We start from the raw sequence: 14,117 nt of genomic DNA on the forward strand, positions 1-14,117 counted from the left end.
GGCACGTCGATGCCGTCGGGGGGCGTCCACCCCATCACTGGAAGACCACGACCCTGATTGCCGGCCTGCGCCTCCAGGGTTTCACTGCGCCCTACGTTCTCGATGGCGCGGTCAACCGCGCCACCTTCGAGGCCTATGTCGGTCAAATCCTCGTTCCGGATCTGAAACCCGGCGACCTGGTCATCATGGACAACCTGCCCAGCCACAAGGGACCTCGCGTGCGCCAGATGATTGAAGCAGCGGGGGCACGGCTTCTCCACCTGCCGCGCTACAGTCCCGACCTCAACCCGATCGAGAACGCCTTTGCCAAACTCAAGGCGCTCTTGCGTAAAGCAGCCGAACGCACCGTCGAGGGCCTCTGGGATGCCGTCGGACGCTTGCTGGAGAAAATCACATCAGACGATTGCGCCGGCTTTTTCGCCCATGCCGAGTATGTTTCAGTCTGAGCGAATACCGCTCTAGGCGTCCCAGCGCGGGGCGGGTTCAGCCCCCTCCTGGAATCACGGCCATCTCGGCCACTCAACCCCACCCATACCGCTTATCGGACGGGTTTTTAGGCGTTCCTCCGGCTGGAACCCCTGAGGGCCTAGGCCCCAAAGGGGAGGGAGCCCTCAGGCGACCGACCCCAAGGCCGCCGGCTGCGACCCGATCCGCTCCGAGAAAGTCTCTGGCACCAGCACCAACGGCCGCGTCGAACTCAAAACCATCCTCGAGTTCATCGGCGAGGGGGATACGCTGGTGGTCACCCGCATCGATCGCCTCGCCCGCTCGATCGGAGACCTCCAGGACATCGTGAAGATCCTCAAGGCCAAGGGCGTGATCCTGAAAGCGACCAAGCAGCCGATCGACACCAGCACGGCGACCGGCAAGGCTTTCCTCGATATGCTCGGCGTGTTTGCCGAGTTCGAAACCAACCTGCGCCGCGAGCGCCAGCTGGCCCTCCTCCACGAACTTGCGGGTCTCACCGAAGAGGCCGGCGCCCGCGAGCGCGACCTACAAGCCCGCCTGAACGACGCCGAGCGGGGACCTGGTGGCGATGCGCGCTCGGCCATGGTGGCGGCGCCTTGCAGGTTGATCTCCGGAACCACCGGTGAAGGTGGCGGCCTGGCGTCGAAGCCTCCATCCAGATACCAAGCCGCCATCTCGCACGAGATCGAGAACCTCGACGGATACACCTACTCAGCCGCCCAACGCGCGAGGATCGCCTCGGCCTCGGCCGGGCTCTCGCGGATCCGCCGCACGGTCTGCCAAGAGAGCTTGGTCTCGGCCGCGATGACACTCAGGCCGACGCCCTGGGCGAGCATCGCCCGCACCGTGGCGAGCTGCTCGCGGTCGAAGGACGGCTTCCGGCCTCGGTAGGCGGTCTCCCGGCTCTTGGCGTGCTCGATGCCGGCCTTCTGGGCTTCCCTCGTCGCCTCCAGCTCCGCCTCGGCGCTCGCAGCCATGAACCCGATCAGTGCGTCCCTGATCGCCCGCTGCATCGGGTCCTTCGTCGCGCCGTCGAAGGTCATGTTCGAGATGATGGTCCGGACGATGACCCCGCGCCGCATCATCTCCCGCATCGTATCGGTCACGTCCTCGTAGTTGCGGCCGAGCCGGTTGATCCAGCGCACCACGAGCGTGTCGCCCCGGCGCAGCAGGTCGAAGAGCCGGCGGCCCTCCGGCCTCTCCCGAAGCGGCTTGCGACCACTCTCGCCATGGTCGGCGACGACCTCGTCGAAGGTGAAGCCGGCCTCCCCGGCCTGGGTCCGCTGGTGGGCGAGCGGATGCGCTTCTCGCGGTGGCCCGCCCGTCGGGGCAAGATGGACCGAAGATTGCTCGGGTCGTCATTCCGCGTTGATGTTGAAGCGACGCGTCAAGGTCTATTTCGGGATTATCGAATACATGCTCTTGTGATACTCAACGTCCTCGCATTTAGCGCCGATTAGTTCAAATTCGCCAGAGCTTGATGGCCTGGCCGTGGGGACTCGGCCGCTAGATAGGCGAAATAAGTGTTTGTTACTGGATGTCGCTGTCAGGTGGTGGAATATTGATATTTCTCTCTTCTTCAACGTTAGAGACGCCTTCGACCTGACGCAGAAGATTAAGTTTATCACGGTCGATCACTCCTGTGAGAACGCCGAGATCATCGAGTTTATGCTCAACTTTCATGCCGATTTGCTTGGCGGCAGTGGCAACCGTGGCAATTTTATTCATGTGGGAGTCGCTGATATTCAGCGTGAGACGAACCTTGGTCATTCTGCTTTCACTCCACTGTCATCCAACATGTAGGAGCTGGCCCAGCGGAGTGAAAGCAATCTTGGCGAATATCTCAAGGCGCCTGCACCAATCCCGCGCCGATATCACGTGTTAGGAGAGGCAGGCGCCGAGCCGACTGGGTTAGTATGCTCATCAGGGCGCGACCGCGAAACTGGGGATCGCATTCCGCCCAGAGAGCCGCGATACCGGCAACATGCGGTGTTGCCATGCTGGTTCCGCTGATGCTGTTGTAGAGAACAGGCCGCGGCCAACTTGAGCGGATGTCGACTCCCGGGCCTGCAATATCGACCTGTCCCCCCTCCGGATTAAGTCCTCCACAGGAGAACGGGGCGACTTGGAACTGACGATTAAGGGCACCGACCGCCATAATCGAAGGGCAATTCGCGGGATGACCGACCGGAGCGATGAACCCGGGACGCTGGCTCTCATTGCCGGCCGCTGCAATGATCAAGGTTCCCCTGGCCAGCGCTCGCCGCGCTGCGTGTTCGAAAACTCGGGAGTATGACTGACCTGGTCCCACCCTGCCGCCGAGCGACATGGAGATGATGGCACAGCCGTTTGCTACTGCCCACTGGATACCCGATAAGATGCCTCCATCTGCGCCACTGCCCTGGTTGGAAAGAACCTTACCGGCGAAGATTTCGGCCTCATAGGCGATCCCGTACCGGGGTAGCTGCCCCGGCCGGCGAGCCCCGCAGGCTGTTCCGATGCAATGAGTTCCATGTCCGTGCCCGTCTTGGACCTGCTCCCCCTGGATGAAGGATTGAGTTGTAATCCGTCGACCTGCAAAGTCCGGATGTCCGGCATCAAGGCCGGTATCGAGAACCGCAACTCGGATACCGCGGCCGGTAAAGCGAGAGGCCGGTACCTTAGTGGCCTGCAGGCCCCAAGTGAGTTCGGTTTCAATAAAAGAGGGAACAGCTTCAGCACCAAGTTCTCCCGGCACTGCGCCGGTCAGGGCATCATAGAGATGATTCACCGCATCGCGGTACCCTTTCAAATAATCCAACGGGAACCCAGCGGAGCTGGGCGGAGATAAGCCCGGGAGGCCCGGCTGCATGGGCCCGTCCTCAATTGCATAGACGATACGCTCAGGCTCAATGGCGAGAACACCGGAATCGGCGGCAGCCACGCCAATGGCCTGCACCTGGTCGGGTGGGGCATCCACAACGGCGATGCCCAGTTCCGGAAACATCAATGCATTAGCACCGCCGAGGTCGTCGATCGATGCACCCTCCTTAATGTCGGCGGTGCTCGCGACGCTAAGTCCAGCCACGTTGGTGAGCACGGAAGCGGCAGTACCCTCCTTCAATAGAACCAAGAACCGCCCGGTTGTGCCGGGAGGACTAATTCCCTGCATTTCAACGATCGCCGGGCTCGGCTGCTCCTCTGTGTTCTGATCTCGTGGTATTCGTGAACTAGGTCCTTTCCTCGGCGTTCGTGCCATAACTTTCTCCTCTTTATGCTGGATGTTAGTCAATCGAGCGGCGGGTAAGCTGGCCTGCATGACTAAGTGGGCGTGACGGGTAGGGTGATGACGACCCTCGTCAGAGACACCCGATGCCTGACCTGCCCACCCGCTTCGCCAGGCTCATCTTGGCGTTCGCGCCACTCTTCGTCCACCGCTCTTTGCGACACGCCCAGCTTCTGCTGATCGGCGCCACCGCGACCCCTGGCCTGCGGACAGTGACGGGGCGTGTAGCAAACTCCGAGGTGGGCCGCAGGTGCGCTTCGACAGCCTCGCTTTCACACTTTGTTCGCTGCGGGAAGCCCAAAGCAGTAGGCGAGCAGTTGGTTCTGCTCGCGCACAGTCCACGCGAACACAAACCCAAAGCCCTTACGCAGCCACAGCTCAACGAGACACGCTCGTCCGTTTGAGTATACCCTATCAGACGCAAGTGTCTCGTAAGAGCTTCTGTGAGACATCCGAGACACGGCTTTCCGCTCTGCTCCTATGCGGCTCTTCGGATGAGGCCTATGCTCAAACATCCGCTTTTCTATGCTGATCGCGCATATCGGTTGCGGGTGGAACCGGACGTCAGCGACTGTTTGTATTCAGCGCCACGGCCGCGCGGATGAGCGCCTTCAACGCCGTTTCGTCGATCTGGACACCTTTTTCGATATCAATCGCGCGTCTGATGTTGCCTTCAAGGCTGGAGTTGAACAGGCCTGACGGATCATCAAGCAAAGCACCCTTCGCGAACGTCAGCTTCACTTTATCTTTGTAAGTCTCTCCAGTGCAGATGACCCCCGCGTGCGACCAGACCGGGACACCGGCTGGATTAGATGGCTTGCGCCATTTCACCTCCTCGATGACATCAAGATCAGCCTCGCGGATGAGATTGCGGATGCGCGCGAGCATCTCGCCGCGCCAATCGGCCAGCGCCGTAATCTTGACGTCAATCAGCTGAGATGCAGTCTTCGCATCCTTGGCGGCCGTTGCACCTGCAACCTCGGTCTTCTTGTCGGCCATATCACGATCCTGCCCAAGCGGTTCACCACCTAGTGGTCCAAATCAGACGCTTGGTACCCACCCAAATAGCAGACCTGAGATCGCGAGAGGCCAAGAGCAGTGGGTTCGAAGTGTCAGATTTGGACCACTAGGTGCCAGCACAAGCCAACGTCCGCAACGGGTCGCGAATGGCTTGTAGCGTGCCAAACGCCTATGCACGTCCTGCAACCCAGAACACGTACTCTGTCGTTCTTGGGTATACCCTATTGCGCGAGGAGGCTGAGCTATCTCCTCGCACGAGGCACTTTCTTCGGCCGTTCACATGGAAGGTTGAAGCAAACTAGCCCGATTTCCCTCGGTATCGAGAAACGACACATACTCTCCGACGCTGGGAATTTGCATAGGATCTCCTAGGATCTTGCCACCGGCACGCAGAATTTTCTCCATTGTGCCTCTAATGTCGCCCACACCGATGACGATAGCAGGAACCTGTGCCGGCCAATCCGCTCTCTTCTCCCAAAATCCTCCGTTGATAGAACCCCGTGGGGCATCTGGCTTGACGTCAGCGTTGGCTGTCGTGACGATGACATAATTGCCCATTTCTGGGCCAAGTTTCTGTGCCTTCCAGCCGAATGCGCTTTCGTAGAACTGGATCATACGGTCACGGTCCTCATAGGGCATTTCGAAATGAACAACCGGATCCATGTTGCATGCTCCGTTTCGTGAGGATCTTATTTCAAAATCTGTCGGCGTTGTAACTGCTTACTGGTTCCCGCGCACGATCACGAAGGGGTAGTGGGCGAGGCAAGTGACCCGCGCGCCGCCGACTGCCCTTATGAGAACAAATAGTAAACATACTGTTCCAGGTAGCCGGTCAAGGAAGCCGTTCAGGTCCGTGCTGCTAGGGTCGGCCTTCTATCAAGGCCTGTACCCATGCGCCTGACCACACTCTCTCTGACCGTCGTCGCTGCGCTCACCGGCCCGGCTCTTGCGCAACCGGGCGCCACCGTTGGCCTGCCAATCGGAGCCGGGCTCGCCCCAAAGCCGGCTCCTGCTCAGAAGCCAGTCACGGCCGCGCCTGGCGGCGCGATCTTCCCGAACGCCATCGCACCCAAGTACGCTAAGCAGCCTCCCGGCAAGGCGCGCCAGCAGACCTGCCTGGATCAGTACCACGCCAACAAGGCCGCGGGCGGCGCCGGCAATGGCGGCCTGAACTGGATCCAGAAGGGCGCCGGTTACTACTCGGAGTGCAACAAGCGCCTGAAGGGCTGAAGGTCCTCTGAAGTGACGCGCGAGGTACCGTCACAGGAGGATCACACCTCCATCTTCGGCCGCCGTGCAACCCTCCGGTATGCGATTAAGCATGTCCGGGCCCATGTGCGTGAGCAGGACGGACTTCGCGGTCATGGCAGGCAGGTGCTTCCGCAGCGTGGCCCAGTCGAGATGATAGCGAACGGGCCGCTCGGCCGTGTAGGCTTCCGCGATCAGGAGGTCGACCTCACGACCAGCGGGGTAGAGCGCGTCCACCCATTCCGTGTCGCCCGTGTAGCAGAGTGTGCGCCCCTCGCAGGCCAGACGCAGCGCATAGGAGGGCGCACCGGAAGGATGGCGGACAGGGAAAGCCGTCACGGTCACGCCGTCCACCTCGGTCGGCATCTCCGGCTCCAGCTCGATAAGGCGCAGGTCGAAGCGGCGCTCAACGGTGCTGGATCCGGGGAACATGGCCTCCATCAACGCAGCCAGGCGCTCGCGCAGAGTGGAGGGGCCGACAATCGTCAGGGGCGCGGTGCGTCGGCTGACGAGCTGTGCGTCGAGGATCAGGAAGGGCAGCCCGCCGAAGTGGTCGCCGTGCAGGTGGGTCAGGAAGACGGTCTGGATGGCGTTAGGCTCGACGCCGAAGCGGCGCATCGCGATCAAGGCGGACGCGCCACAGTCGATCAGGAAGCGCGTGGCCGGCGTCGTGACGTGGAAGCAGGTGTTGAAGCGACCTCCCGAACCGAAGGCGTCGCCACACCCGAGGACGCGCACCTCCATCGTGCCCTCCTCTCAAGTCCTGCAGATGCGCTGCTATGGAGGCTGAGTCGCCCCGTGCCAAGGCCCGCCGTGAGACCCGCGAACGGGAGATCTGGGCGGAGCAGGATCGGAAGCCCGAACTTGCAGGTGAGCGTGTTGTGTGAGGCGTCGCGTCCGCCCGCAACAGCGCCTTGCGCAGACGACGCTCTTCCCGCCGGACGAGGGATCATGGGCGGGCCAGACGTAGGTCACGACGGCCCCTGCCCCTGTAGCCTGAACGCCGATGCGTTCGCGCTTGCGACAGGCCCGCAGCGAGCCGCGCCTCACTACTTAGTCCCACCTTTGTTGATGGTAATTCCTGTAGCGTCCCGACCTGCCGCCACACCATCACCTGTCGCCGACACAGTGACGTTCCCTGACCGGAAGACCACCAATCCCATGGCTACCACTAAAGCCGCCAGAGCTAGTGCCGCGACCAGCCAAGTTGTCGGGACTGCGCGTTCTCTGGCTGGATGAATGTCCTGTGCCATCGCTTTCTCGCCCGTCGGCACAGCCATCGGAAACGCGGGCCGTTCGGGTATGGCATCGTGGCTGGCCTGCCCGGGGAACAGGGGCGGCTCATCCGGCTTGAGGCGGATACCTTCGACACGCTGGAGCAACTTACGACGTGCCTCCTCCTCGCTGCTGCCAACCAGGTCGACATAGACGATTTGGGCGAGCAGGCCCTCAAGATTGCACGGCCGCACTCGCACTGGCAGCAGCAGATCGTGCTCGCTTGTGGCATCCTGGGCAAAGCGCGCCGCCCACTCGGGGGCGGTGAAGCGGGAGACAAGGTAGTCGGGCGAGAGCACGGCGATGGTGCGACGGGATTGAGTGTGTGCTTTATCCATCTCAAGGACGAAGTTACCCTTGAAATCCCAGTCTTGAAAGAAGACTGAGTAGCCCTTCTCCTCCAGTACCCAGGCGATCCAGGTCGCCCATGCGCGATCAGCCTTGTTGAAGCTGACAAAAAAATCGCGCTTATTGGCTGAACTGTCGATCACGGATGCCCTCTAACTAAACCGTTGACTTAGAGCTGATCGAACTCTCTCGCATTGATCAACTATCTCATCTGCCGCTGGCGGATCTCGGCCTGCGCTGTCGCGCGCAGTGCACGAACGTCCGCGACCCATTCAGGCGGCCAAACAGCTGCAACGACGCTCAGGCCTGCATCAAAGGCTGCAACGGCTTGTTTGAGCCGCGCCGTCCCCCTCTCCCGCTCCCCGAGCCTCTGGAGCGCGGTGCCGAGGTTCATCTGCGTCTGGGCCCAGTCGAGCGGCACCCGCTCGCGTGTGCGTTCCTGCAGGGCGGCGGTGTAGGCGGCCACCGCCTGCTCCAGCCGTGCCGTCCCGCTCTCCCGCTCCCCAAGCACCGCGAGCGCGAGGCCGAGGTTCATCTGCGTCTGGGCCCAGTCGAGCGGCACCCGCTCGCGCGTCCGCTCCTGCAAGGCGGCGGTGTAAGCCGCCACCGCCTCCTCCAGACGCCCCGTCCCGCTCTCCCGCTCCCCGAGCCTGAAAAGTGCGGTGCCGAGGTTGTTCTGCGTCATGGCCCAGTCGAGCGGCACCCGCGCGCGCGTGTATTCCTCCAGGGCGGCGGTGAAGGCGGCCACCGCCCGCTCCAGACGCCCCGTCCCCCTCTCCCGCTCCCCGAGCCTCTGAAGCGCGGTGCCGAGGTTCATCTGCGTCTGGGCCCAGTCGAGCGGCACCCGCTCGCGCGTCCGCTCCTGCAAGGCGGCGGTGTAAGCCGCCACCGCCTGCTCCAGACGCCCCGTCCCGCTTTCCCGCTCCCCGAGCGCTTTGAGCGCATTGCCGCGGTTGTTCTGCGTCCCGGCCCACTCGAGGGGCACGCGCTCGCGTGTGCGTTCCTCCAGGGCGGCGGTGTAGGCGGTCACCGCCCGCTCCAGACGCCCCGTCCCGCTCTCCCGCTCCCCGAGCCTCTGAAGCGCGAGGCCGAGGTTGTTCTGCGTCCCGGCCCAGTCGAGGGGGACGCGCTCACGCGTGCGTTCCTGCAGGGCGGCGGTGTAGGCGGCCACCGCCTGCTCCAGCCGTGCCGTCCCGCTCTCCCGCTCCCCAAGCACCGCGAGCGCGAGGCCGAGGTTGTTCTGTGTCATGGCCCAGTCGAGCGGCACGCGCTCGCGTGTGCGTTCCTGCAGCGCGGCGGTGTAGGCCGCAACTGCCTGCTCCAGACGCCCCGTCCCGCTTTCCCGCTCCCCAAGCACCGCGAGCGCGAGGCCGAGGTTGTTCTGTGTCATGGCCCAGTCGAGCGGCACGCGCTCGCGCGTGAATTCCTCCAGGGCGGCGGTGTAGGCCGCAACTGCCTGCTCCAGACGCCCCGTCCCGCTTTCCCGCTCCCCAAGCCTCAAAAGCGCATTGCCGCGGTTGTTCTGCGTCCCGGCCCACTCAAGGGGCACGCGCTCACGTGGCCGCTCCGCAAGCACAGTCCGGTAGAGGTCAGCCGACTTGCGCAACGCGTCATTGTCGCCGCGCTCGTAACCTTGCGAGGACAAAGCCCCCGCCTGCCGCTCGACAAGAGCGCTGTGCTCCTCAAGATGTCCGGGCGGAACATAGGATGCCGCTTGGCCATACAGCTCCGCGGCCTCCAAGTACCGCCGCTCCGTCTGAGCCACGTCCCCTTCCGCTGCCAGCGAGCGCGCCGCTCCGAGCATCTGTGCATCCGCGGCCGCCTGCGCCTGATCGCGCAGCTGCCGCGCCATCTCGGCCGCAGCGAGCTGCGCCTGAGTGGCTTGCCGCAACAGCTCACGCCCCCGGTCGAGATGGCCGGCCTCGATCTCGGCCTTCGCCGAGGCGACCAGGGCCTTGGCGGTCGAGTTGTCCGGGTTCAGCCCCGCCACCTGCGCCTTGAGCCGGACGTAGTCGGTGGCCACCTTGGTCAGCACCTCGGCGAGGCGCTCGTCGGGCACGTCCGGCTGTTCGCCGACAATGCGCAGCAGGGTCTGCGCCGCGTTCGAGGTGATGCCGAGCCGCCGGCTGATCGCCTCGATCCTGTCCATCAGGGGGCCGGTCGCACCCTCGACGGCCGCCTTCGTCGCCTCACGCAGCTGCTCGGGCGTCAGCCCGAAGTTGCAGGTGAGCGTATTGTGCGAGGCGTCACGCCCGGCCGCGATCGCGCAGGTGGTCGCCGTCGCGCCCTCGGCCGCCGCGCTGCCCCGCACTGCCAAGACGATCAGCAGGGCAGTCGCGAGACCCGCGGTTACTTCTGGCCGGCTTCGGCGGGTCACGGTGTTGCCAGCGCCCTACGGCGCAGCTCCGTTAGAAGTAATCGGAGTGTGTGATACGTCGCGTCCGCCCGCAAGTGAGCCGTGCCGCGCTGTGTCTCATCTTGCGCGAACCTCCGCGATCCATTCCGTCGAGGTGGGCGCGTTCGCGGGCGTGCGAGATGTCCGTGCGAGATGGCAACGCGCGCTGGATCCAGAGCCTCTGAGTGGATCCGCGTTGACGCCCGTCCGAGGGCCTCCCACGATGCTCGACGTTCGATGAGCATTGTGTGAGCCCCATCATGGCGAGCGGCAACTTCGTCACCTACGCGCGGGTGAGCACGGCCAAGCAGGGCCGCAGCGGGCTCGGCCTCGAAGCGCAGCGCGAGGCGGTGGCTCGCTTCCTCGACGGCGGGCGCTGGCGGGTGGTCGCCGAGTTCGTGGAGGTCGAGAGCGGCAAGCGGGCCGACCGGCCGGAACTCGCCAAGGCGATCGAGGCGTGCCGGCTCTACGGCGCTCGCCTCGTCGTCGCCAAGCTCGATCGCCTGTCCCGCGATCCCGGCTTCCTGCGCGACCTTCAGCGCTCCGGCGTCGATTTCGTCGCTGCCGACATGCCGGACGCGAACAAGCTCACGGTCGGCATCATGGCGCTTGTGGCTGAACAGGAGCGGGAGGCGATCAGCGCCCGCACCAAGGCCGCCCTGGCCGCCGCCAAGGCCCGCGGGACGGTGCTCGGCGGCTTCCGGGGCCGGACCTTCACCGAGGCCGACCACGCGGCCGCAGCGGCCGGCCGGAAAGCCCGCGGCGACCGCAACGCGGCCCGGCTCATGCCGATCATCGCCGAGCTGCGCGCGGCCGGCATCATCTCGGCCAACGGGATCGCTCGCGTCCTGAGTGAGCGCGGCATCCCGACCGCGCAGGGCGCAACGGCGTGGCGGCCGACGCAAGTCCAGCGCGTGCTCGCCCGCGTGGTGGCCGCGACCTAATGGATCGAGTGGGGTCTGATAACTGCCCGGTCGCCGCACCTCGCTTCGAAGAAGGCGAGCATCCGAAGCGACGAGACAAGCTGAAGAGCGGTCTCGCGCGCGAGGCCCGTCTGCTCCCGCCCGTTCACCCGGACCGGCTCGCCCGTGTGCTGCGAGTAGACGCCCCAACCATCGTGTCCCTTGCGCACCGCGAAGACACGGTTCGGCATAGCGTTCCTCCGACTATTATTTGCTATCGGCTTGATACACGCCGACGTCTGCAGCAAGGGTCCGATCCGAGCGCACGCCAAAGGATAGCGCTGCCATTCTCGGACTTTAGTGCAATCGCGTCTGTATAGGCTCTGCTTCTGGGCAGACGACCGATCGGAAGCTTCAAGCTGTCGTGGGGAGCCCCGAGGCGGCTATTGCGGCGGCCCATCCAGATCACGGCGGATTTCGGTGATGTCGCGCGCCAGCCTCTCGGCCACAATGGCGATGAACGACCGAACGAGCTCAGGCGAGCTGGCGTCGTCCCAGCTGGCGACGATGGATGCGATGAAGCTCAGGCAGGCATTGATCGCCTGCCTGTCGGCTTGAATGCGCGTCATGCCAGGATCGAGCTCAACGCCCTCGACGGCCGCGTCGATGGCTTCCGCCACCCGCAGTTCGTAATCAATGGATGTCAACTCTCGCCCCTTCACTTGGCGATCGGCGGTTTCCCCATCCGCTCGAACTCGCGGTTAATCAGATCGACCATGTAGTCTTGTAGAGTCAGACCCGACTCGGCGACCATCACCTTGAACTGGCGAAACGCTGCCTCATCGATCCAGACGGCGAGGTTCCGTTTCCCCTTCCGGTAATCGGGTACAGTTAGCTGCTCGGACGCGGCGCTCTCCTGTTCGCGGTACTGCTTCAACTCTTCAAACAGGGCGACGACATCCACCTTCGTGGACTCGATCTCGGGACGGTTGGGCATCACGCCGCCTCCATCTTGCGCGCGAGGCTTTCAGCTCACTTTCCTCACGGATATCGCCGATGTGGTTTAGCCTCAGAGGCATACCGCCCGCCAATCCGTCGCAAGCGTTTCGCCCCATGTCATGATGCGACCGCCACCCTCAGGGAACCGAGCCCGGGGTGCGGGGCGCATCTTCATGTCTGAGATGGCGGCCCGCCCTTCGCGAACGCTCCAAGTGGTCGAGGATTGGGGCCACATCTCCACGAGGACCGTGTAGGGCTTGCCCTCCCGCGTCGCCGTGTAGGCGAGCAGCTCGCCCCGGTTCGCCTTCGGGCCCGGCAGCGGGGCGACAAAGGCGCGCTCTAGCACGAGCCGCGGGCCGGGCTCGTCCATCGGCTCAAGGGCGACCTTGCCCTTGCACACCTCCGCCCCTGCCTGCCCCGCCAGCACCGCCCCGACTAGACCCAGAACGACCGCGCAGGTGGCGTGTCTCATTGGTGTGCTTTCAGAGCAATTTCATGGACAGACGACTTGAAGCAGGTGTGAGCCCAATGGGCCTGTGTAGATGATAAAGGGATAAGCACCGTGTGTCACACGCCCAGTGAATTTTTCGGCATGTTGCTTCGCCTGAGCAGTCCAATCGATCGGACGATTGGTAGGGCCGTCACCAGACACCCAACTGTCGCCGACAACTGAGGGGACAGTGGAAGCCATGAAGTCTTGGCGGATGATAAAAGAGCCCTTTCGCCCCTGTATCTCGACGGCGACGTAACCGACCTGCGAACCTTCGCTTGGCTGTCCTTCCGGCACGAGACTGAATGTACTGGCCCAGCGCTTGACCTTGAACCTAGCACCTTGGAAGCCGAGATGCGGTGAATCCGCAAAGGACAACCGTGTTTTCTCTGCACGCAGCGTCGCCTTATCGAAAGAGCAGACCTTACCTGCCCAGGCCTGCCCGGCGCTCAAAACCGCGATGAAGCTAATAACGACTGCGCGCATGACTATGTCCATTCGCACTTTGACGCCCAGGATCCCTGCAACGGGCCCGACAGAACCATGTACCAGCCTTGTTCGGGATGTGCCGCCGCCGCAGACGCAGCAGTCGTAGACCATCCGGCAGGTGGCGCGAGGCTCACTCGCAGGTCCCGAATAGGGCCATGGCGTAGGCGTTGACGGTCGCCTCGGCGCGCTGGAGGCGGGCGATCCGCCGCTCGAAGGTGCTGCGATGCATGCCCTTGGGCTTGTCGATGTAGCAGCCGATCCCGCCGTGCCGATCACCGAGTTGATGACGGAGTTTGAAGGCGCGGCTGATGGCGCGGTTGCGGGGGCTCTCGCGCTGGGACCAGTAGGCGAGGCGGTGGGCTTGGCGTGAGGCGAAGATGGCGGCACCTGATGGCAGGTAGAGCTTCGCAGTGCGGGTGCCTGCCTTGGGGCAAATGAACCACCAGCGCCAGCCGCCGAAGGGCTGAGCCGTGGCGAGCAGGGCGATGGTGTAGTCGTGGTCGATCGCCGTGCCGCGCTGGGCGGTTCGGTACTGCAGGCGGATGCGGCCGTGCTCCTGGCCGAGGATGGCGGTGTAGCCGATCGAGGCCCTGGTCTGCTCGGAATGGGGCGAGGACCAAGTCAGGGTGCCGGCTGTGGTATGGCCGGGTCTGACGGCGCGATCGCGCAGGAGCTTGGGCAGGTTGAGGGCAAGGCAGTCCTCGACGGTGGGTCTGCCGCCCCAGTTGCCGCTGTTGATGCCGCCCATTTGCGGTTCGCCTCCTGCGGATTATCCGAAATTCCGTGGCAGCTTTGATTTTCGGGCTGCGTCCGAGTTCGCGCTCAGCCAGGGAAAAACTCCTTTTGCTGATGGCGTTTTGGAGCGCATCGGCTTATCCGGCGAGCGCAATTTGGGCCGGCGCGGTGCTCCCATCAGGATCTCCCGCCTTCGATGACCCGCAGTGCTGGGTGGTTATGGCGCACTGGGTCTGACACCCTGGCCTTCTCGCCAAGCCCCCGAACCCCGCGTCCGCTGGCGACCCGCTCTGGTCGGTAGGACGCGACAATGGAAGTCTCCTCACCGACCATTGCCTGCACCGGCCCGGCAGAGGCGTCGGTCTGCCAGCAGGCGGTTGAGTTTCGGAACCGCTCCGGGAAAACCTCTGCCAGCATGCTGCTGGGCCAATAGAGTTCCAAGGGCATCATGACGGCCTCACATGAATGGCGAAGCTTGCCTCC

General features: G+C 63.9%; 15 protein-coding genes and 4 pseudogenes. 4 read left to right on the forward strand and 15 right to left on the reverse strand.

Features of this window, described 5'->3' with window-relative positions:
• Positions 1–29: 29 nt before the first annotated feature.
• Both MNOD_RS40740 and MNOD_RS45495 read left to right on the forward strand, forming a co-directional pair.
• Positions 30–446: pseudogene (locus MNOD_RS40740) on the forward strand (IS630 family transposase); the annotation flags it as partial.
• Positions 447–627: 181 nt separating this feature from the next.
• Positions 628–936: pseudogene (locus tag MNOD_RS45495) on the forward strand (recombinase family protein); the annotation flags it as partial.
• Between the two features lie 239 nt (positions 937–1,175).
• Here the strand turns inward: MNOD_RS45495 and MNOD_RS40750 are convergent.
• From MNOD_RS40750 to MNOD_RS45515, 6 genes and pseudogenes are all read right to left on the reverse strand, one after another.
• Positions 1,176–1,763 (reverse strand): annotated as a pseudogene (locus MNOD_RS40750) (recombinase family protein); the annotation flags it as partial.
• 235 nt (positions 1,764–1,998) lie between these two features.
• Entirely contained in the window at positions 1,999–2,238 is a 240-nt protein-coding gene (locus MNOD_RS45500) for a hypothetical protein (RefSeq protein WP_012634277.1), read from the reverse strand.
• 73 nt (positions 2,239–2,311) lie between these two features.
• Positions 2,312–3,706 carry a S8 family peptidase gene (locus MNOD_RS45505; protein ID WP_012634278.1) on the reverse strand — a complete coding sequence of 465 codons (1,395 nt, stop codon included), beginning with the start codon at positions 3,704–3,706 and terminating at the stop codon, positions 2,312–2,314.
• A 299-nt stretch (positions 3,707–4,005) separates the two neighbouring features.
• Positions 4,006–4,110, reverse strand: a pseudogene (locus MNOD_RS47810) (IS6 family transposase); the annotation flags it as partial.
• 187 nt (positions 4,111–4,297) lie between these two features.
• The gene (locus MNOD_RS40760; RefSeq protein WP_012634279.1) at positions 4,298–4,732 is read right to left on the reverse strand and encodes a DUF1801 domain-containing protein; all 435 of its coding nucleotides are present in this window, start codon (positions 4,730–4,732) and stop codon (positions 4,298–4,300) included.
• Between the two features lie 297 nt (positions 4,733–5,029).
• Entirely contained in the window at positions 5,030–5,416 is a 387-nt protein-coding gene (locus MNOD_RS45515; RefSeq protein ID WP_012634280.1) for a VOC family protein, read from the reverse strand.
• A gap of 228 nt (positions 5,417–5,644) precedes the next feature.
• On the opposite strand from MNOD_RS45515, the gene MNOD_RS40765 reads away from it, so the two are divergent.
• Positions 5,645–5,983, forward strand: coding sequence for a hypothetical protein (locus MNOD_RS40765; RefSeq protein ID WP_012634281.1), 339 nt, complete (start codon positions 5,645–5,647; stop codon positions 5,981–5,983).
• Positions 5,984–6,013: 30 nt separating this feature from the next.
• Here MNOD_RS40765 and MNOD_RS40770 read toward each other — a convergent pair whose 3' ends face one another.
• The 3 genes from MNOD_RS40770 to MNOD_RS42290 form a co-directional block, all read right to left on the reverse strand.
• Positions 6,014–6,745 (reverse strand): MBL fold metallo-hydrolase, encoded by a 732-nt coding sequence (locus MNOD_RS40770; RefSeq protein ID WP_012634282.1) that lies wholly within the window; start codon positions 6,743–6,745, stop codon positions 6,014–6,016.
• Positions 6,746–7,050: 305 nt separating this feature from the next.
• Positions 7,051–7,767 carry a toll/interleukin-1 receptor domain-containing protein gene (locus MNOD_RS45520; RefSeq protein WP_012634283.1) on the reverse strand — a complete coding sequence of 239 codons (717 nt, stop codon included), beginning with the start codon at positions 7,765–7,767 and terminating at the stop codon, positions 7,051–7,053.
• A 59-nt stretch (positions 7,768–7,826) separates the two neighbouring features.
• The gene (locus tag MNOD_RS42290; RefSeq protein WP_012634284.1) at positions 7,827–10,001 is read right to left on the reverse strand and encodes a tetratricopeptide repeat protein; all 2,175 of its coding nucleotides are present in this window, start codon (positions 9,999–10,001) and stop codon (positions 7,827–7,829) included.
• A gap of 278 nt (positions 10,002–10,279) precedes the next feature.
• Here MNOD_RS42290 and MNOD_RS40785 point away from each other — a divergent pair, with 278 nt between their 5' ends.
• Positions 10,280–10,963: a recombinase family protein gene (locus MNOD_RS40785; protein ID WP_012634285.1), complete on the forward strand. Its 684-nt coding sequence runs from the start codon at positions 10,280–10,282 to the stop codon at positions 10,961–10,963.
• On the opposite strand, the gene MNOD_RS40790 is transcribed toward MNOD_RS40785, so the two are convergent.
• The 6 genes from MNOD_RS40790 to MNOD_RS40810 form a co-directional block, all read right to left on the reverse strand.
• Positions 10,960–11,172: a hypothetical protein gene (locus MNOD_RS40790; protein ID WP_012634286.1), complete on the reverse strand. Its 213-nt coding sequence runs from the start codon at positions 11,170–11,172 to the stop codon at positions 10,960–10,962. The two genes, MNOD_RS40785 and MNOD_RS40790, sit on opposite strands and share 4 nt — an antisense overlap.
• Before the next feature lie 192 nt (positions 11,173–11,364).
• Positions 11,365–11,643 (reverse strand): hypothetical protein, encoded by a 279-nt coding sequence (locus MNOD_RS40795; protein ID WP_012634287.1) that lies wholly within the window; start codon positions 11,641–11,643, stop codon positions 11,365–11,367.
• Positions 11,640–11,918 (reverse strand): hypothetical protein, encoded by a 279-nt coding sequence (locus MNOD_RS40800; protein ID WP_012634288.1) that lies wholly within the window; start codon positions 11,916–11,918, stop codon positions 11,640–11,642. The genes MNOD_RS40795 and MNOD_RS40800 overlap by 4 nt, the downstream gene beginning before the upstream one ends.
• 72 nt (positions 11,919–11,990) lie before the next feature.
• Positions 11,991–12,392, reverse strand: coding sequence for a hypothetical protein (locus tag MNOD_RS40805; protein WP_012634289.1), 402 nt, complete (start codon positions 12,390–12,392; stop codon positions 11,991–11,993).
• A 21-nt stretch (positions 12,393–12,413) separates the two neighbouring features.
• Positions 12,414–12,896 carry a hypothetical protein gene (locus tag MNOD_RS47815; protein WP_157091874.1) on the reverse strand — a complete coding sequence of 161 codons (483 nt, stop codon included), beginning with the start codon at positions 12,894–12,896 and terminating at the stop codon, positions 12,414–12,416.
• A gap of 133 nt (positions 12,897–13,029) precedes the next feature.
• Positions 13,030–13,647: a hypothetical protein gene (locus MNOD_RS40810; protein ID WP_012634290.1), complete on the reverse strand. Its 618-nt coding sequence runs from the start codon at positions 13,645–13,647 to the stop codon at positions 13,030–13,032.
• Between the last annotated feature and the right edge of the window lie 470 nt (positions 13,648–14,117).

Origin of the sequence: Methylobacterium nodulans ORS 2060, from assembly GCF_000022085.1 — a bacterium.
In the GTDB taxonomy this organism is placed as follows: Bacteria; Pseudomonadota; Alphaproteobacteria; order Rhizobiales; family Beijerinckiaceae; genus Methylobacterium; species Methylobacterium nodulans.